Below are 19,093 nucleotides of genomic sequence, written 5' to 3'. Positions count from 1 at the left end.
CCGGCTTCTTTTACTACAGACTCTTTCGAATAAAATCCCGCTCCGCTTTTTTCAATTGCTTTAATGAATTCTCGAAAGAATACGGAAACCTATCTCTAAGCTCAATCAGCTTTTCAACCTCTCCTATGGCAATAGCTTTCTTAATAGCTGGAATCCACTTCTCTTGAACAGTACCCCAACTTTCCGCCTGAAGAAGCTCGTCGATCAGCATAGGCAATTTAGAATTAGAAGTCTCATAACTCTCTCCTATCCAACTTTATTTGTTCAAAGACCAACCTCTGCTTAATATGTATAGGTTTTTACTTGTGTTCCAATACTTCTACGAGCACCGCAGCTCCCGTTCTGAATCCAAGAGTATAGGCAGAAGCGGATGAGATGGAGATCAGGAGACTGTTCAGATCCATGACTTCTTCGAGCACGATGAAATCTTCTGGAGACAGCTTTGCTTGCAGAATGTGCATACGCTCCGAGATTAGCTTAGAGTTCTGTGCATACTCAGGATCATTTAAACTGATTTGTTCATTTGGGCAGATTTTTCCGTAATATAGATCTTCTAAAAGACTCACTTATAACCCCTCCCAAATCATCTTCTTGATTATCTTAGCGAATTTTTCGCTAAAAATCAATAGCGAATAATTCGCTAAGATATGCTTGCGATGGAGGTGTTCAACTATGTATCAACGTATCCGGGATTTACGCGAAGATAAGGATTTGACGCAAACTCAAATGGCCGAGTATTTGCAATGCAGCCAGCGGATTTATAGTAATTATGAACGCGGTGATGTTGATATCCCCACGGCAATACTGATCAAGCTCGCAGACTTCCATATGACAAGTACTGACTATTTACTTAACCGGACGAACCAAAAGAAACCTTACTCCAAAAGTTAAATTAGGTAAAAAGAATACTCCGCAGCATAAACAAGCTCAGTGAAGAACCACATGAGCTTGTTTCACGTTATAGCACCCACTCAGACTCACAACTGAATGGAAATCAATTTAATATCCTCAGAGATTCAGTTCTGCTGATTCATCCCCATAGCCTCTTTAATCTGCGGGATCGATAACCCGCTGGCTTTTAGCTCTTTGATCCACATAATGCGTGCGACGGTTGCCTCTCTTTTATATCTGCGTGTTAAGTTCTCTTCAGCCTGTTCAAAGGGCAGCATCCCTTCTTCGGTGTAATGCTTCAGCGTGCTATATCGGGAACCTGTAATTCTTACCAACTCACCTATCGATACATACTCTGAGGCTAGAATCGCCTCCATGGAACGTTGCCTGGACACGGATACCTACTCCTTTACAGTGGGCGCTTCGGAACAAGACGCACACCCTGAATCGGCACTTTCATCATTACATAATGCGGGACCGCATCGTATAACAAATTATCGATTTGGATGGTCGCCATAGATCCCCTCTCAATCACTTTAACTTCATGGCCATAGGACTCTAGCCTTGTAAGGACGGAGTTTAGCCTTTTATCCGAATTATCGAACCAGGCTTCTGTCTCTATAAAGACAGCTTGTGATCGCTCAAGGAAAGGGAAGATAAAATTGATACTGGTGCCTGCATATGTCTTCACAAACTTCGACTTCATGTGAAGGAGCTGTTTGATCCCTAACGCCATTCCATGTTGGATCTGGGTTTGAAACAATGTCTTTGCCAATAAGTTATTACGATATAGATCGTGCATTACGGCACTAATCTTCTCCAGTTCATTCCGTGAAAAGAAATCATGTATACATCCACTTTCGCGAAGCAGCCACAGCAGGCAAATAATCTCATCCGCTACCGTTCCTTCTTCCAGAATTTCTGCCCGTAAGTTCTCGGTAATGCTTGTATAAACTTCATTTTTGCTGCGATAGGCTTTCATCTCAACGCCCGCTGAATCGAAATACATATCGCTCCCTATCAGGCTCGGAATTTCCTCCAGGACTTTCATTGCCTGTAGATCATCTGATATCGCCATTTCAAAATCCTTTAATTTTTTGACAGGCAGCTTTGAAGCATTTTTCAGCCACCAGCCCAGATCACCTTGTACCTCAGCATGATTGTGGAGCAAGGGTAATAGAACCGTTTCTCTATAGAGCGTTGAACTGGATTGGTCTAGAACTTCTTTGCTGAGAGTCAGCACGTGCTCCTCTAGTGTGAAACATCCCTCTAAGTAAGCCTCTAAAATAACCGCAGCAGCCATAGAACGCAGTGCCACTTTCTTCGCATTAGTCATATAAAGCGTTCTCTGCGCATTTAATGCGACCAGAGCAAAACTCTGTGCTAATTGTAAATCCATCATAACCGTCCACCCCTATCCATGATTTAGACAAGCCGGTTCTTGATTCGTGTGTATGAAGAACTTTTTTACTTCGCATCACTTACTACTTACTACTTATTACTTATCACTTATCACTTACTGCTTACTGTACGTCACTTTCTATTTATTGTCAATGGTTCTCCGCCATACCTCGTTCACCCGAACAAGTATTTAGATACAACAAATACCCCATGGTAAATCCCACAGGTTCAACCCGCCCATTTTTGTTCAGCTAGTTATCATAACGGTTCAAGTGTATGTTGTTTGCGAAATCGAGTAACTCAAACTTTCCTCCACCATATCTTACTTTAGTTATAGAGCATTCTGCGACCAAAACACTTTGCTCTTTTATAAAGTTTGGACACTTCCTGTGCAGTTCTTCGTGGGTCAATTCGTTCACCAAAAAGTCTGTAATCAAACCACCATGAGTCACGATAAGAAAACTTTCTTGAGGGTGTTGATCGGCTAACTCCAACAGACATGAAGACAGACGCTCTCCTGCATGTCTCGCCGAGTCACCGACAGGTGGGGAATAATCCCTGTCCCTCGTGCATCGATTCCACATCTCAACAAATTCCTGAAAGGTCTGACCGGGTAAATCTCCCCAATTCGCCCTCTCCCTTAATCGTATATCCTGCGTTAACCCTTTTCTTGTTGTCCTGGATATCATTTCAGCAGTTAGCTTTGATCTCTTTAGCGGACTATAAATAATTCTAGAAAAGGAGACTTTTTTAAAGTGCTCTGCAGTCATGCTTGCTTGCTCTAGCCCTTCGGAGGAGATCAGAACATCACCCGTTCCAATTTCTTTTTTTGCATGCCTTACCAGGTAAAAATCTGTGCTCACTTTATCATCCCTCTCATAAAATAACATCTAATTAGATAAATACCTAACTAGATGTTATATCTGTTTTGATGTTTTGGCAAGTTTTATTTTATCCTGCCAGTTAACGTGGAAAAGACAGCCAAGATTATCGGCTGCCTTTTCCAAAATGTTTTTCCCCTAGCATTTCCCCCTTAACTCCACAGTAAGGTCAATGCATATTCCCTTTAATTCCTTCTCCAAGTTAGGATTCACATAATTACCTCCATTCTCAATCGTTACCTTAACCTATGAGTGCCAAGTTTAACAGAGAACTGATGCAAAGCCTTTGGCAGTCCACTAAACTCTAAAACTCCTTGGTTAACCAGGAACCATATTCTATTGGTAATAAATGAATAGCCTACGAGTTGACGCGACATATCGCATACTCTCGCGAGGACACTCCCCGCCTTGATAAACCCATTCTCATCTTGTTCTTGCTCTAGTTCAATGACTGACCTTATTATCACTTCGTCCAGAGCAGACTCATCGGCACCTTTAACAGAATCTTCATTCCACAAACGAAGCATACGATTTTCATTCGAGAGCATTACCCATTCAGATTCATACCTTCTTCTTTGGTTAGGATCAAGAGGAACACCTTCATAATTCTCTTTAACGATTAGCTGAAAATGCTCTCGATCAATCAAACCACTGGAATAGGGAATCAAACCTTCCTCGTTACGAAGCTCGCTAGTATTAAAGAGCGCTGTCACATTGACAATATGAACTGGCTGTTTTCGATCTCTCAACAAATGCAATACGAAACGTAAGCCTGTTTGATCATGTGCGTTATCCGCACACCAGATAACAATGGTTTTATTTTCCGGAATATTCTTAACTGCCTCTATCCTATTTTCAAGCAGGTGCTTTGGATCATAGTGGAAGTTCCACTCATTTTCCATCAACCATAACAGTCTATTCTGCTGCCCAGTTTTCGTATTTAAATTAGAAATGGGTCCGACTGAAAACAATTCATTGAATGCTAAGACTTGGCATAGCTCCCGTTTGCCGATTTCACTTAGAGTGACTTTTAGTGAACCTGCATCGGAGAGACTGAACACGAGATAGACATACTGTTGGCGTTTATTCATTTGTAATTTATGATTGTGAAGCGCCTCTATCTGGCTTTGAAGTATGTTAACGAGTCCTTCTGCAAGCTTTTTTTCTTCAGTACTGCTGTCCTTACCATTACTCTCTACAGTATTTAACAAATTGTAAAGGAGTAACCGCAGGTCATTTGCATCAAATTGATGTAGGCTATCGTAAAATTTCTCCATTGCTATCCTCCAAATCAATTCAAATCCCCAAATTCTCATTCACATACAGCTCGCTAGGTTGAATACTGTGCTGACCTGTGTGCAACAGCTCTGGCAAACGCCCTATGCGCTCAGCCAAGCGGGAGAGTTGTTGCTCATGAAAATATGATAAGCCCGTATGAATCCGGTCCTGGAAAGGTTCAAGCCATCTCGCATCCAAGCTGTCCGGGCCGAAATACACCCCGAGCAGTGAGCCTGCTGTTGCTCCGAAGCTGTCGGTATCGTTGCCTTGCATGACCTGCTTGCATATTCCGTCTCCGGCATTCTCAGCAAATCGAAAGGTATTTATCAAGGTACCGATTTCCTGATATACCTGGCAGTGGCAGTAATTCGAGTACTTCTGATGTATCCCCTGATAAGCCTCCAGCCAGTTATCTGCATTCGCTACGATCTGCAGGCAATCCGCAGTAATCTCATAGAATCGGCTCCTTCTAGGGACGAATTGCAGTGCAGTCCTTATTATTTCAAGCGGATCGTGCAGCACATGTGCGGCAGCAATTGCAGCAGCAATGAACATCGTGGCATAGATTCCCGTCCGGCGGTGTGTAAAACTGGCATCACGCCAAGCCAGCTCGGCCGCAAGCGCAGGTTGACCGGGGCAGGCATAGCCGTAAGCATCTGCACGAATCGCCGCGCCGCATAATTCTGTATCTTGCACAAGGAAGTCGGGCCAAGCTTCTATTTCTGAATGATTGAATAGTTCCCTATCATGCTCGAGATAGCTAATCCCCGATCGAACCAGGATGGCCCTCTCCGGCCCCCATGTTGTACTGATCGGAAGATGATTGATCCATAAATCTCTTAGGTTTCTTTTCGTAAAACCCTTACCGAATTGCTCTAACGCCATCATTCCCATTAAGGTGTAGTTGATATCATCGTCAGGTGCCACATAGCGAATCCGCCCCCGCGCCGTCTCGAACCAGGACCAATGGCGACGATCCAACGCATGGAGAGCTTGTTCCGAAATATAATCATTCAACGGCCATTCCCCTACAGCGGTTAACGCTTGACGTAACTCCGACAAAGTGGGATTGACCTCAATCGGTTTGCCCAGCATTGAACCACAGACTGAAGCGAGGAAGCCTGCCTCTACACGCTTGGAGCTGTCCTTCAAATTCAAGACTCCGATCTGCCCAAGAGGTCTGTCCGGATCGCATTCCCGCCATATCTCTTCCAAATCGTCCGGCTCATAGTAAGGCCAATTGTCCCGCATTGGAAGATCAGCCAAGCTATGGGCGAATTCCAGATAAGCATCATAGCTTGCGGGAAGCTGTTCCAATCGGGCTAAATAACCGGAGGTTTGGTGCCCCTGTGCAAATTTATTACGCAGAATTCCCTCTAATTGATGTCTCAGAAACGTTAGTGATGGCAGCATATTGTATCTCCTTAATTAATTCCATGATTTTAGTTCTTATCTCATTTATAAATTCACTTTTGTGTACTCTATTTCCTAGTAGTTCGAGTCGATTTACGAGCAATTCAGAGCTTTTAAATTTCATTTTTTCGGTCTTCCCTTATCCTTTCTAATGCTCTTTTGGCTGCTATTTTCCCATTATGCATTCCGTTTTTGGAGATCTTCACCAGCTTTTCCTTAGCTGGTATATAAGTATGAAATCCAATAATCTCACATGCTCTTTCTTGAACAAACATATCTTCATCGTCTAGATATTTTATGATGGAATTAAGATTTCCTTTTGGCGTTAATGCCATAATCGAAAAAATATACTGACAGCGAATATCATCGCTTATAAGTTGGTCAGAGCTTATCATTCGATTCAACTCGTCAATACAAGCGAGGTCTTCATTCATTTCAGTTTGACTAACTTCAAATTCTGCTGGATAGTCTTTATTCAAATCATGCCAATCCAGATCAGGATATTCTTCGATTTTCGTTATAAATGAACGTATACTTCTAAAGGCCGGAGATACATCCGTTTCCTCATGATCGATATAACATATCCTGTATTTGCATGTGCCTTGTACGTACAAGCCAATATAGTTTGAATGATCGTCACTCCACAAAGGAATCATATCCCGATAAGCCTCTATTTTGGACAAATAATCAACTAATTCAACAATTTCGTCAGCTTCCATTAATCTCAAAAAGTAGTTTTGATCCTTTTGTTTCTCCTTGTGCAGCTCCAACTCCTCAACTAATGCAACAGGCAATGTGAGGCCAAGTCTGTGAATAAGATCTGTAAGCATGCGACTACTCCTCATAAAATAGTTTTTCACAACCTAGTGTCACTTTATGATTGACTTTTGTGGTACTTTTTCAGAATGAGATAGTTCATAACTCACCACTAACTATTAAATGTGCAATTACCTCTTCAATCCGCTCACGACTGCATTCGTCTAGTTCCATTCCCCTTCAGCCCATTCTTCAGCTTCAATCCATATCGAATACTCCATTTCAGGCATCCGACTCCCTACGTTTCCTCACCTCACAGAATGAACACAACCGCAATCACCAAATACGAATACCGTACATTCTTTCTCAATAGTATGTATATCGTTCCGTAAAGTAGTGACATGAAAAACGCATAAATCCCCGTCGCCCCGCCCTGGAGCAGAATGTGGATCAGGCCCCAGGTGAGTGCGAGGAACATGCCGCCGTAGGGCAGACCGCCCCGTTTGAAGAGCGTTTCACCGAATTTCTGCCCAAACGCAATTGTCAGCAGAATCAAACCCGCTTCAAACAAATAATAAATATTCTGAAAAACGAACCTCACTACATCCTTGTACTCCTGAACCGGCTTGAAGCCCTCCCATACAATAGTTGTCGCTGCAATAGCGATTACAGATACCACCACCGCAAACAACCATCCCTTGGCATCTGGCTCTGCATTTAACTTCATCATGTCAAAATCGTATTTGCGCTTGGAGAGTCTAATCAGAAATACCGCCATGCTTCCCCACAACAAGCAGGTAATTCCCCAGTGTATACATTGATGAAGCAGTGTATATTCGGAGCTTTTAACTCCTAAGATTGAAGGCAAGACCATCGACAATACCACTTCCAGACCAAACCCTGCAAACGCATACAACGCCAAAGCCAGATAATCGCTTGCTCCAATTTTCTTTTCTGACATTATGGTGTCCCCCATTATACGAATCCTCCAGTTAACTTAATTTCTCCTTCATTTGCCAAAAGCTTATCCATCCCGCCACGCCCACCAATCTCCCCGTTAATCCCCCTCATACTTCCTCATAATCCCCCGCACATATTCCTTGAACCCGCGCCGGATCTCGGGCGGTCCCAGCACTTCACATTTATCGCCAAAAGCAAGCAGCCGGTCGTAGCCATAGTCATTCGCCATAATGGGATACTTGGCCCAGCAATGGTGTTCATCCACCCGCAGGATATGGTCGGCACCGAACCGTTCGACCACCCGATCCATGACGGAGCGGTCCAGCCGGATTGTAACGTCCACCCAGCCCTGGTTCAGCCAATCGCCGCCATCCATCGGGAGTGGGGTGAATGCTTTTGGAGCAAACTGCTCCTTCGTTACCTGGAGACCGTTCATTCTGGCCAGCTTGAAGATCCGGTAGTCCTGCTTATCCATACAATAACCTTGCAAGTACCAACTGCTCTCCTTAAAAACCACCTGATACGGCTCCACCCGCCGTTCACTGCTCTGCCCCCGCGCATCGGTATACTCAAAAGCCAACACAGCGTGCTCATTCATCGCCGTCTCGATCAGCCCAAACAGGCTGCGCAGCGATTCGTTCCCCTTATTTAAAGACAGATCCATCACGAACGGTGCAATCGGTCTGCCCTCTGCATTGTCAGGATAGAGCGCCTGCAGCTTCTCCGCCGCGTAGACCGTCTCCCGCCGCCCGAACAGCTGCTTGTAGCTGAGCAGTCCATTCTGCAGGTTCTGGATTTCTTGCGGAGTGAACAGGGTTTTGCCCACTTTGTAGGATTTCATCAGACCGACACCGCCTGAAGCGCCAAAAAGGGTATAGATCGGCAGCCCGGCCCGGTTCAGCGTATCAATATCCCGGTAAATCGTTCTCCGGCTGACTTCGAGCCGCTCCGCTAACTCGCGTGCACTAATCTGATCCTGCTCCAGCAGGATCATAATAAGCGCAATCAAACGATCCATTTTCATCCAAACCACCTCCATTCAAGTATGCCATACAGGTGTCACAGTTGGTAGGTTATGCTTGCCATGAATACACCAAAACCACAATTCAGGAGGTACATTGTCATGATTTCAACCAGAATTGAAATGAAAGCAGCATTCCGCATCATCGGGTACAAGACGGCTATAAGCGAAGGCGGGGCGGGGCACGATCCGGCGTATTCTCCGCTCAAAACGGCTTTTTTCAAAAGCACGCTGGAGAACGGCTCCATGGCCTCCCTGCGTCCGCTGTCCGAGAGCCCCTACGGCTTCGCCGCGATTGCTCAGGAGGATGGAAAGATTCTGTATATTGCAGGTGTTCAGTCGTCGGGGCCTCAGCCGGAGGCTACTGTTGAAGTGCTTTTTCCGGGAGGAGAGTATCTGGTGTTGTCGGGTCAAGGAGGATTGTCGCGTCTCGCATTTGACCAGCTGGAGGATGAGGCGTTCGGGGCGATTCTGAAGGATGACTACGAGTACGTATACACTGGAGATCCAATCGCAGAGGTACTAACAAATGGCAACCCAATGGATGCCGAAGTCGAAGTATGGGTGCCGGTGAAAAAGCGGAAGGCGGATTGAGGACTCCACTAGGAGGAAATAACGTTACGCTATAGGTAGAAGCAGCTTCGTTGCGTTGTAGCGCGTTGGATCAGCGGCACTCCAAATTTGAGGCGTGGCTGATCCAGCGCGTAGGCTATCTGCTCATGTCTAGCGGCTTTCGCGCTGACCCGCCCAGTACGTTAAAGTGCAGGCGTATAGGATGATAAAAGCAATTATGCTTAGGACAACGGGGATAACAAAATTAATGTTAAGCAGAGAGATCATACTTAGCTGCACGACGGATAACAGGATAACGAACAAGAAGCTTGCTGTAATCATAAAATTCGACCAGGCACGCTGGTAAGATACGTCTTCTCTAACCTGCTTCTTCCCTCTGCGGATACTCCAATACTCAAATATGAACAGAAGAGTTCCTAACACCTGCATGATCGTAGGTATAAACACGATACTATAAGATTTATCTACATAGCGGTCTACGGTCCAACTGCTGTCGAAATGGACTGGAAGCTGGTCAGGAATCAGATCGTAGTTGCGCAGCACTGTTACAATACTAACCACAATAATAACAGCATGAATGAGGAACCAATGACTGGGCAGGCCAACATTTCCTTTCCGGGGTCCTGGTTCCATGACCGATGATTCGGGAGCAGCAGGCAGCATAGGCAGTACGCTTTTCATTTTCAAGTGATACTTAAAGTTAATAACCAGGGAGGTTACGAGCATGGCGAGTGAATAGGAAATAATGCTCCAACTGATTTGCCTCGAATGTTCATCACTGTAGATTAGGCCTAGGATGCCAACACTGAATAGCATAGTATGTAAAATAGCACTAATCCTGGCGTATGACCTCCGCATCTGGCGCAGCGGCTCACTGTGGAATTGGACAGCGCTGACGGTGACTCCGAAACTAATCGTCTCTTTTGATAAATACGGCATACTCACTATGATTATAATGGTAGGTACAAACACTAAGATAAATACGATAACAGGCAGCATCGTCATATCACTCACCTCATTCTACATGAATATTATTTAACATAATCCTCGAAAACGATCTTATACTCAGCATATTTTTCAGGATTACTTTTTTCAAATATTCTCAAAGTAGCGGGTTCCCGAAAATCTATATCATTTACTGAAAAGTTCACACTCTTCATCTTTCCATCCTCATTATTATCAGTCTTATAAGGTTCTATTATTCTACCCTCCTGTTCCAGTTCAATGGCTAACATCTTAGCCCATCCACGCATCACATAAGCAGAAAATGATATATGATCATAGCTGATAAATCTCCACACTTCTTCTATAGATGACGTCCTATCATATTTCGCGTATTGATTACTTGAATGTATTGCCACATATCTGTAAGGTGTATTAATAAATATGTCCATGTATTCAAATGTACTGTCATTGCTGGTCGATGATAATAAGGGTAATTTGAAATCTTCACCAAAATAAGCACCATCTTGTTTTCCTTCATTGATCGCCTTCATGATTTGATCATCAGTTAAGCTATAGATATATCCATAACCAGATTTTACTTTTGCTTCTATTATATCTTTATCTATTATTGTCAATGAATCTTCTGTCCTACTTGTTTTAGGGATACTTGTATTAGGGATATCAATAGAAGTTGAAGCAGAAGCTGACTTAGTGGTACTAGAGATTGTACTTCCTTTCTCAACCAAATCAAACTTCGATAATCCATAAAATATCACTACATTTACTGTTAATGAAACTGTCAATAAAATAAATAAAATCTTAACCTTCATATGCCACCCTCAATTTCCGCGTAATGCAATAACCCTACCATAATATGGGGTACGTGTCACTTCCCCGCACCCCGCATCATCAGAGCAATTCACTAACCGAAACCTGATACAACATATCATCTGCACAGAACAGCGCGCGGTCTTCCCGAAAATCTTGCGTCACGGGTACAAGCGGCTCGGATTTTTCATTCAGAAACTTTACCTTATGCCCTTTGGTCAAGCTGGATTGTTCATGTTTCTTAATAACATATTCTCCGTGTTTGCCGTAACCGCCGTCGAACAAGAAGTGACAACCATCCGTGCAGAACCCGGACGAACCGGAAATCTCAGGATTCATAAACGTAACCTTGGGCTGACCGGGTCCGCCTGAGATGCAGCCGAGCAGAAAGTCTGTATAATAATAAAACCAGACCTCCTCTTCACGGACCACATTCAAAGCGTAACAATCAGCAATATCCGACACATGATCTTCGTACAATTTGTTTCCATGCTCATCCCAGGCCACAAGGCCGTGTTCACCGACAGGCTGATCCCACCCGTTGTTCCCGAACACGCCTTCGTCAAAATAACTGGTCCAGATGGTTCCTTTCTCCGTCACTTGAACATTCTGAATCCCGTCTCCAAGCAGGAACTCACGAACGGTACGTCCTGTATAATCACATACTTTGGCGTTCAGATCATATTTGCCTGCACCGTAATACGAGCAGCGTGCTCCAACCAGCAGCAGATGTCTGCGGAGCGGCTGAACATAATGATAATTGAAATGCTGATCCGGAAATGTAATTTCATCAATATAATCTTGGCTTTCTACCATCAAAACCTTGTAGGTATGCGATTGCTCCAAAGCCGGCTGGACAAACATTCCACGTTTCCGTTCCGGGATCTGATTAATCAGCAGGACATATACGCAGCCATCTCCACCTAATTGAGCTGAGACGATCTTGAACCCTTCAGTATACATTGAAATATCTGCAAAAGGCTGCAGCGTCACCGTTTTATGAAACATGCCAATTCCTCCTTAAGAGCTGGTGTGAAACCATCCTCTGTTCTATTACCGTATTATGGCAGAGTAGCTGGAACCGGAACATGGCGGAAGTATGGCGAAGCATGGGAACGAACAAAAAGACACTAACATGGAGTTAGCGCCTTTATCGATTCAACTCTGTTTAAACCGTAATCTAAAGAGTGATTTTCAACATGCTGTTTGCTCCCTTTTGAAACTCGTATCCGACTATTCTTTCTTCAGTTGAACAGCCCTGTTGATGTAAAAAGGTGAGCAGCACATCCAAATGACGATATCTCTCTCCTGAAAGGCTGACTAAAGGGAAGATCCGGATTTCCTGTTTGGTTACCCGAAGTAGCTCTTGAATTGCTTTCAGATGGAAATCAAAATCAAGCCGATCTGAATACATAAACAAAAAGTGTGCAGACAGTGTCATATCAAATTGCTTATCCTTGAATGGGAGCGAAGGCAGTGCCGATACAATATAACGCCCGGGATGGTTTCTCATATCCTCTGCACAATCAGTTAATGCGCGGTAGCGATGTTGTTTTAGTTCTTCAACGGATTTGAAGTAATCCCATACGTAGTTTGTTTGGGCACTTTCCATTTTGGTCATGGCGTGCTCCAAGTCTTTCAGGCCTTTTGCGTGAAGATCCTCATAGTCATGGTAATAAGCGATATCCGTTGCCGTTACATCGGCCCCCCGTTTATTCGCGTGCGCCGTGAACGAACATGCTCCAGCGGGGCAATCCAGAATGGACCGTCCCTTCAATTCCGTCTCTGTTAAATTAAACATGGACATATATTCTTCAAAGGTACGTCCAATAAACACGATACGGCTTAAATCCAATTTAACCTCTCTGCTCATCTCAGCTCACCTTTCCTCTACTCGTCTAGTCTCAGCTCAATCTTAAGCATAGCTACAAATCGTTTTTTAGTAAAGCTGTTGTAGAAGTCTTATAATGAAATCATGATGAGCGGAAACTGACCCAGCGCTTAACCGTTGGTTATGCGAATATTATTGTTTTTATGATAAAAATAAGGTCCGCACGCGGATTCATGTGTGTTCACATACGTCCACTCAAATTCCGTGTCTACGATATAAATATCATCTTCATAATTAAAATCTTCAGCCACAATGTTCTTCGCATTCTCTATAGTTAATGCATAATCAGAATGTTGGTAAAACACATATACACGATTCTTCGATTCATTGTTAAATGCATTTTTGGCATGTTCCTTCTCGAATACCTCTACTTTTTTGTAGCTGAATAGATGCCATAAAAAGCCATGCAAATATATTTTCCTTTTCTCATCGATGCTAATGGCCTCGGCAAACTCCTTCTCCCACACGCCTCTAAGGTACTTCCCCCATTTACCAACCTCAGTATATTGAATACTTCGTTTTTGGACTATTTCTGTAAGCTTTGTTTTCTTCATTCGTTCTCATCCCCTTTCGTTATATTCCCATACTCCTTTAAATCAACGTTTTCCAGCAAGAAATTAAGTTTATAATATTTTAGCCTAGATGGAACTATTTCTTTTACTTCCCCGTCCTTTTATCATAAAAGGAGATGAAATAAAGATGAACAGAACCGGACTCACAAAATTAACATTGTAATTTTTGTTTGCATTTTTGATTAGTTCATGTACATCCTCAACCAAACCTAGTACTGAAAACAATCTCAATAGCGGGGATTGGCCTTCGTACACTTTTGAGGAATTGGTCGCTAATTCAGACTTGGTTGTATATGGGGAAATCAATGGTACTAAAAATCTTGACGGTGACCCTCCTTCACAAGAATCAAATCTAAATGTCTTGAAAGTGTTACAAGGTGACGAAACGAATAAAACAATATCTATAAAACTAACAGACCCTTCTTATTATGTTAGTTCAAATTCTAAGTATGTTATGTTCTTAGATTACACAGGCTCTTACTATACACAAAAAACGTATAACTCCCTTTTAATCGAAAATAATGGAGTTATTTCATCTAGTCTCCAAGGATTAAGCGGCGACTTTACAATAGATGAGGTTCAAAATCATATTTCTAGTGTTTTGGCAAAAAAATGATTCTTCCCCTCACGAATAGGAGCAGTGTATGTATGAACGAACTCAATCTTAACAATGAAACAATCCTGACATTATCTGAAGCTGCACTGAAGTGGGATTTAAGCGCCTCTAAAGTACGGCAAAAAATCAAGGACTTCCCAGCGGGTACCGCCCGGAAATTTGGAACGCACTGGGTCGTCCTTGAGGTTGGGATGTTGCAGGTATTTGGTCCCATTATGATTGAAGAGGAAACAGATAAGAATAAATTAAGAACTGTTTACAGGACAGTTAAGAGTATGGCTGATGAAGCAGGGCTTTCAGTGGAGCGCACCTTTTCTTCCCACGCGGTTTTGGTAGGCGGGCTATTGCTTGTCTGGCTGGATAATATGCACTGGAAAGAGCTTAAGTTAGGCGCTTCTGATTACAAAAGCCGTGACTACGGCGGCAAAGAATCATTACGAGCTAAAATGCTAGATTTAAAAAGAGAGATTGATGAGCACCACGAAAACGTTAAATGCGGGCGGCCTGTAATGGATAAATTTAATGTTAGCGATAAAATTATTAATTATATGATCGATAATAGTATCAAAGTCAGAAAGTCACCAGCCACATAGAAACGTCATACAATCCTCACCCTGTCCTCATATAGCAGCACCTGCTCATCTGGCAGCTCCGCATTATGATGAAAATGCCCAAAGAACCATTTTCCATATTCCAGTCTAAACTTAATTTGGTTGAAATACGTATGCATAAGATCAACTTCCACATTCGTATTATAGCGCTCTTTGATCCACTGAAGCGCATCATAGGAGCACGTGTGGGTCAATACATAGTCAACCTTCCACTGGTTCATCTCCAGATTGCGGATGCCTTCCTGGTACTCTTCAGGGCTTGGCATTTCGCGTTCCCACCAGGAGACGCCAGCCTTCCTGTACTCCTTGTCATGAGAAGCCGCTCCGCCAAAGGTGAAAAAGCTCTTCCCTTCGATCTCAAAAACTTGCCCGCGCATTAGATGAATGATACTGGGAGTAATGTGATGTACCTGACCCCCATTCCATTCGGAGACTGGATAGGACTCCAGCAAATCAAAGTTCTCATGGTTCCCGTCAATGAACAGGGTGGTCCATGGTTTCTCTGTAAGCCATTTTAGCCAAAAACGATCCTCTTTGTCATCTGCCCACAGCAAGCCGAAATCGCCAACGATAATGACGTAATCCTGCTTCGTCAGCGTCCTGCCCTCAGGAAAGTTCCTGGAGTTAAAGCGGCTGGCCACACTGATGGAACCGTGAATGTCGCCTGTTATGTAGATCATGGGATCTCCTCCTATCAGAGGGCGTTTGATTGGACCGCAAAAGCATATTTCTTCTCCTGCTTCTCCCAGGTTGCATTTATGATAAACCTTCTAAATTCTTTTTTATCTTGTTCATAGTGAGAGCTTAAGTAAGAAGCGATGTGCGTTTCTAAATTGAAGCTATACACACCTTAACGCCAATCTCTACCTGCCAAAACCATGGACAACACGCAGCTAAGCGAAGCCAGCCCCATCCACAGTAATACAGAATAAGACATCCATACACTAATCATAGTATAATTGTAATTTACCAATAAAGGCCAGCCCAGCACAAATAGCAGCAACAGTGCTCTGATAATCAGCGTAACACGCGCTTTGATCTTTTGACGGCGAACCTCCTTCTCCGTGGCAAAATCGCTGCTCCCTCCCGCCAGCCGGATGAGCTTAAACGTAATCCCGATCACAGTTAACACAACTAACAACGAAGCTATCCCGTCCATTAGGATATAGGCGTCGTCATACTTAAAGGCCTTCATCGGCTGCCCTTGCATCCGGTCATAGATATTCTGGGCAATCAGCGTAGGTGCGGTAGAGTTCAGATTAGCCAGTACGAACACCCCCTCCTTCCGCTGCGGATCAATGATTACCTGGGAGGAATAATTCGGGTTGCTGCCGCTATGACGGATTACATGCGTCTCCGAGTTTTGGCTCCAGCCGAAGGCATAGCGCAGGTCTTCACTTTCATGCTCCGCTGTACGGAGGTCAAGCTCATGAGATTGCTGAATGGCCTTGTTCAGTTCATCTGGAATATCGCTGCTTCCCAGCTGGGCATTGACCCAGTGCTGCAAATCGTTCAGATTGGTGACCAGATACCCTGCGGCTATATTTCCGTAGTATCTGGGAGCATCGTAAGCCATGCTTTTGCCAAAAAACACCCGGTACCCCTGAGCAAGCTGCTCCGGCTTCCGTTCCCGCCCTGTAGAGAAATAGCTGTCGTTCATCCCCAGCGGCTGCAGAATATACTCCGTCACATAATCCTGATAGCTCCTCCCTGTAACTTGTTCAATAATCCCTGCCAGAATATCGTAGTTCACTGTTGCGTACTGATACGCACTGCCCGGCTGGGTATCCAGCGCTAGGCTGGACATCTTATGTATGGTCGCTGTAAGCTGCTCCCTCCCTGAACCTTCAGGGATCAGGCGAATGCTCCACGATGGTATTCCGCTAGTATGTGCAAGTAGCTGGTTAATTGAGATCTTGGCCTTCTCCCTTTTATAGGTTGGAGCAAACTCTGGCAGATATTGCGAGACATCATCGGTAAAAGCCAATTCCCCTTGATCCTGTAGCATAATCACAGCCAGCGCTGTAAAGGCCTTGGTCGTTGAGCCTAGTTCAAAAAGCGACTCCGCTGTAACTGGCCTTCGGTTCTCCTTATCGGCATAGCCGTAGGTTTGGAAATCGGTCTTACCACCTCTGGCGGACAAGATCGCTACACCTGGGGTCGCTGTCTTGTCCATGATGCTCTGCACCATGCCGGACTCACTGTCAATCTTCCCTGCGGCCAAAAGAGTTCCAATCTCATGCCAGCATGCAGCCGTAGCAATGACTACAATCAGCAGCATCGCAATGCCTTTTAGCAGTATTTCTGTTCTACGCGTTGATCTCTTCATGGTTATGCTCCTTCAAGTAGGGTCATCTGGATCAATTTACACTTATCTAGTATGACGGCTTGCAGCAGCCTTTCCCTGCACTATACGTGATTAGTACTTTACCCCGACAAAAAGAAGTCCATTTACGAAGTATAAAGAAAATGTTTTTTAGTTTGACCTTGCAGTATAGTTCAACCCTTATAGTGAAATATAGTTAAGGATGCTTTTAAACTAAATTTATAAAAGATTGTGAGAGAGGTATATTATGAGAAGTAAATGTAATGGAGAATTGTCGGGGATTCTATTCCTGATTCTAGCGCTTGGAGCCTCTGTATTCATTGGGAAAGAAATGTTGTTCGCTGTACTAGCAATAATCGTTCTATTGGCACAATTAGGTGTGTATACTTTCCAACGCAATAAAAGAGGTAATAGGTTCTGGGTCTATGCAGTTGCCCTGGTAACCGAGATTATATTCTTGGTCACTAATGAACCTTGGATGTTCATACTCGCTATTTTACTGCTTATCGTCGCAGGGGTATGGAATGTGTTTTTTGCTAGTGAAGTGCGTAAGAGCGGCAAGGTCTTGCTAGTAGTTCGAAGAGTGTTGTACGGTATTGTGGCTGTAGTTGCCAGTGTTTTGTGGATTGTTAACATCTATGCTCAGCCTATTACGAGGTCTGTTACTCTGCCAGCTGAATTAACTGCTGAAATCAATAATGACCAGCTTGATTCTCCTACCACCATGCTCGAAAATATCAAAAAAATGAATTCTTTTGGCAGCCGTACAACGGGCTCAGAAGGTCACAATCAGTTCATTGCCTGGTTACAGCAGCAGGTGACGGATATGGGCCTTACGGTATACCGTGACGAGTACACTTTTGACCGCTGGGAAGAGAAGACAAGCTCTGTGATCATAGATAACCAGGAAATCCATGTATCCTCTGCGTTTCCATACTCTGGGGAGACCGATAGCAATGGAGTAACCGGAGAGTTCGTCTACACCAAACCTGGTGAGTATGAGGAAGCCAAGGGCAACATAGCGGTCGTTGAAATCAAGAACTTTAAGCATTTCCCTATGGCACTGGTTATGAACATACGCGATACATTTCGAGCGGCGGGCGGTATTCCTTCAGATGAAGGCGATCTAGTCCTTACCACCGCTCTCAAGCAGGTGAAGTTGGAAGAAGCAAAGGAACAGGGCGTGAAAGCAGTTATCATCGTCTGGGATGGTGTTTCAGATGACAAGGCTGAGAAGCAATACCTCCCCTTCACCGAGCATTATTTCGGAATTCCGGCAGTCTGGGTCAATAAAACAGAAGGGAAAAAAGTGGTCAATGCAGCTAAGGAACATAAGGCGGGCACAGTGATTTTAGAGGCAGAGAAACAGGAACATGCGCCGACTGAATCTTTTTATGTGAAAATTGAAGGAAAGAACAAAAAGGAATCGATCATCGTTAATACGCATACTGACGGTGTAAATGTGGTAGAAGAAGACGGTGCGATTGGAATGCTCTCCATGATTCGTTACCTGCAGCAGCAGGAGCAACCCGAACGGACTATGATCTTCACCTTCGTAACAGGACATTTCCGATTGCCTGAATTCAAAGGTACCTCGCAGGCAACCTCAACCTGGATGCAGGCACATCCTGAGCTGTGGGATGGTACAGATGGGCACCTGAAAGCCGTGGCAGGACTCACTGTAGAACATCTAGGCAGCTTGGAATGGAAGGACAATGCTTACGGACAATATGGACCCACTGGAGAAATAAGCACTGAATTTGCCTATGCAGGAAATGAAATCATGGAAGCCATTTGGAAGAAAGCCGTTGAAGATAGAAGTAACACCAGGACCGTTATCCTGCGCGGACATAATAAGTTTCAATTCGGTGAGAGTCAGCCCCTGTTCAATGCCGGGATTCCAATGATTGGACTCATCCCCATGCCGGATTATCTCTTGGTAAATAGCGCAGACAGAGAAATGGATAAATTCGATGTGAACCTGATGCACGAACAAGTCGGGTCTCTATTGAAGGCATTACAGCTTATGGATCGTATAGAGACTACTGAACTGGGGAAGGCAGACCGGTATTCATTTTTCTTAGGGCGAACGAAGTAGTTGCATGATAAATTTTGCTCTGAACCTGCCGC

General features: G+C 44.1%; 22 protein-coding genes. 5 read left to right on the top strand and 17 right to left on the bottom strand.

Translation table 11 applies throughout. The features are described from left to right. Positions 1-13 precede the first annotated feature (13 nt). Together NST04_RS16970 and NST04_RS16965 are read right to left on the bottom strand one after the other, a co-directional pair. Positions 14-211, bottom strand: coding sequence for a hypothetical protein (locus NST04_RS16970; RefSeq protein ID WP_341185333.1), 198 nt, complete (start codon positions 209-211; stop codon positions 14-16). Between the two features lie 88 nt (positions 212-299). After that, positions 300-566 carry a DUF6809 family protein gene (locus NST04_RS16965; protein ID WP_341185332.1) on the bottom strand — a complete coding sequence of 89 codons (267 nt, stop codon included), beginning with the start codon at positions 564-566 and terminating at the stop codon, positions 300-302. A 106-nt stretch (positions 567-672) separates the two neighbouring features. Between NST04_RS16965 and NST04_RS16960 the strand changes: the two genes are divergently transcribed. Then, positions 673-891, top strand: coding sequence for a helix-turn-helix domain-containing protein (locus NST04_RS16960; RefSeq protein WP_036733492.1), 219 nt, complete (start codon positions 673-675; stop codon positions 889-891). A 125-nt stretch (positions 892-1,016) separates the two neighbouring features. On the opposite strand, the gene NST04_RS16955 is transcribed toward NST04_RS16960, so the two are convergent. The 8 genes from NST04_RS16955 to NST04_RS16920 form a co-directional block, all read right to left on the bottom strand. Further along, positions 1,017-1,286 (bottom strand): helix-turn-helix domain-containing protein, encoded by a 270-nt coding sequence (locus NST04_RS16955; RefSeq protein ID WP_341185331.1) that lies wholly within the window; start codon positions 1,284-1,286, stop codon positions 1,017-1,019. Positions 1,287-1,300: 14 nt separating this feature from the next. Continuing rightward, positions 1,301-2,293: a hypothetical protein gene (locus tag NST04_RS16950; RefSeq protein ID WP_341185330.1), complete on the bottom strand. Its 993-nt coding sequence runs from the start codon at positions 2,291-2,293 to the stop codon at positions 1,301-1,303. Positions 2,294-2,543: 250 nt separating this feature from the next. After that, positions 2,544-3,182, bottom strand: coding sequence for a histidine phosphatase family protein (locus tag NST04_RS16945; protein WP_341185329.1), 639 nt, complete (start codon positions 3,180-3,182; stop codon positions 2,544-2,546). Positions 3,183-3,409: 227 nt separating this feature from the next. Then, positions 3,410-4,450 carry a DUF1835 domain-containing protein gene (locus tag NST04_RS16940; protein WP_341185328.1) on the bottom strand — a complete coding sequence of 347 codons (1,041 nt, stop codon included), beginning with the start codon at positions 4,448-4,450 and terminating at the stop codon, positions 3,410-3,412. A gap of 19 nt (positions 4,451-4,469) precedes the next feature. Then, the gene (locus NST04_RS16935) at positions 4,470-5,864 is read right to left on the bottom strand and encodes an ADP-ribosylglycohydrolase family protein (protein WP_341185327.1); all 1,395 of its coding nucleotides are present in this window, start codon (positions 5,862-5,864) and stop codon (positions 4,470-4,472) included. 113 nt (positions 5,865-5,977) lie between these two features. Further along, positions 5,978-6,694 (bottom strand): SMI1/KNR4 family protein, encoded by a 717-nt coding sequence (locus NST04_RS16930; protein ID WP_076160385.1) that lies wholly within the window; start codon positions 6,692-6,694, stop codon positions 5,978-5,980. A 239-nt stretch (positions 6,695-6,933) separates the two neighbouring features. Then, positions 6,934-7,581 (bottom strand): hypothetical protein, encoded by a 648-nt coding sequence (locus NST04_RS16925; RefSeq protein WP_341185326.1) that lies wholly within the window; start codon positions 7,579-7,581, stop codon positions 6,934-6,936. Positions 7,582-7,677: 96 nt separating this feature from the next. After that, positions 7,678-8,604: a helix-turn-helix transcriptional regulator gene (locus NST04_RS16920; protein WP_341185325.1), complete on the bottom strand. Its 927-nt coding sequence runs from the start codon at positions 8,602-8,604 to the stop codon at positions 7,678-7,680. 99 nt (positions 8,605-8,703) lie between these two features. On the opposite strand from NST04_RS16920, the gene NST04_RS16915 reads away from it, so the two are divergent. Continuing rightward, complete coding sequence (locus NST04_RS16915) at positions 8,704-9,195, top strand: effector binding domain-containing protein (protein ID WP_341185324.1); 492 nt, start codon at positions 8,704-8,706, stop codon at positions 9,193-9,195. Positions 9,196-9,324: 129 nt separating this feature from the next. Here NST04_RS16915 and NST04_RS16910 read toward each other — a convergent pair whose 3' ends face one another. The 5 genes from NST04_RS16910 to NST04_RS16890 all read right to left on the bottom strand — a co-directional run bounded on the left by NST04_RS16910 (position 9,325) and on the right by NST04_RS16890 (position 13,392). Next, the gene (locus tag NST04_RS16910; RefSeq protein WP_341185323.1) at positions 9,325-9,900 is read right to left on the bottom strand and encodes a DUF1648 domain-containing protein; all 576 of its coding nucleotides are present in this window, start codon (positions 9,898-9,900) and stop codon (positions 9,325-9,327) included. A 305-nt stretch (positions 9,901-10,205) separates the two neighbouring features. Next, positions 10,206-10,949: a hypothetical protein gene (locus tag NST04_RS16905; RefSeq protein ID WP_341185322.1), complete on the bottom strand. Its 744-nt coding sequence runs from the start codon at positions 10,947-10,949 to the stop codon at positions 10,206-10,208. Between the two features lie 79 nt (positions 10,950-11,028). Continuing rightward, positions 11,029-11,955, bottom strand: a complete 927-nt coding sequence (locus NST04_RS16900) for a hypothetical protein (protein ID WP_341185321.1) — start codon at positions 11,953-11,955, stop codon at positions 11,029-11,031. 172 nt (positions 11,956-12,127) lie between these two features. Then, positions 12,128-12,820, bottom strand: a complete 693-nt coding sequence (locus NST04_RS16895; RefSeq protein ID WP_341185320.1) for an SAM-dependent methyltransferase — start codon at positions 12,818-12,820, stop codon at positions 12,128-12,130. A 128-nt stretch (positions 12,821-12,948) separates the two neighbouring features. Continuing rightward, positions 12,949-13,392 carry a DUF4275 family protein gene (locus NST04_RS16890; RefSeq protein WP_341185319.1) on the bottom strand — a complete coding sequence of 148 codons (444 nt, stop codon included), beginning with the start codon at positions 13,390-13,392 and terminating at the stop codon, positions 12,949-12,951. Positions 13,393-13,675: 283 nt separating this feature from the next. On the opposite strand from NST04_RS16890, the gene NST04_RS16885 reads away from it, so the two are divergent. Continuing rightward, positions 13,676-14,026 (top strand): hypothetical protein, encoded by a 351-nt coding sequence (locus NST04_RS16885; RefSeq protein WP_341185318.1) that lies wholly within the window; start codon positions 13,676-13,678, stop codon positions 14,024-14,026. Between the two features lie 32 nt (positions 14,027-14,058). Continuing rightward, positions 14,059-14,619, top strand: a complete 561-nt coding sequence (locus NST04_RS16880; protein WP_341185317.1) for a helix-turn-helix domain-containing protein — start codon at positions 14,059-14,061, stop codon at positions 14,617-14,619. Positions 14,620-14,624: 5 nt separating this feature from the next. Here NST04_RS16880 and NST04_RS16875 read toward each other — a convergent pair whose 3' ends face one another. Together NST04_RS16875 and NST04_RS16870 are read right to left on the bottom strand one after the other, a co-directional pair. Further along, the gene (locus NST04_RS16875; protein WP_341185316.1) at positions 14,625-15,317 is read right to left on the bottom strand and encodes a metallophosphoesterase family protein; all 693 of its coding nucleotides are present in this window, start codon (positions 15,315-15,317) and stop codon (positions 14,625-14,627) included. A 170-nt stretch (positions 15,318-15,487) separates the two neighbouring features. Further along, positions 15,488-16,966, bottom strand: coding sequence for a serine hydrolase domain-containing protein (locus tag NST04_RS16870; protein WP_341185315.1), 1,479 nt, complete (start codon positions 16,964-16,966; stop codon positions 15,488-15,490). A 361-nt stretch (positions 16,967-17,327) separates the two neighbouring features. Between NST04_RS16870 and NST04_RS16865 the strand changes: the two genes are divergently transcribed. Next, positions 17,328-19,061, top strand: a complete 1,734-nt coding sequence (locus NST04_RS16865; RefSeq protein ID WP_341185314.1) for a M28 family peptidase — start codon at positions 17,328-17,330, stop codon at positions 19,059-19,061. Positions 19,062-19,093 lie beyond the last annotated feature (32 nt).

The organism is Paenibacillus sp. FSL H7-0756 (genome assembly GCF_038006765.1).
GTDB lineage: Bacteria > Bacillota > Bacilli > Paenibacillales > Paenibacillaceae > Paenibacillus_AQ.
The sequence above is the reverse complement of the archived record's forward strand: the minus strand, read 5'-3'. Positions and strand labels throughout refer to the sequence as shown.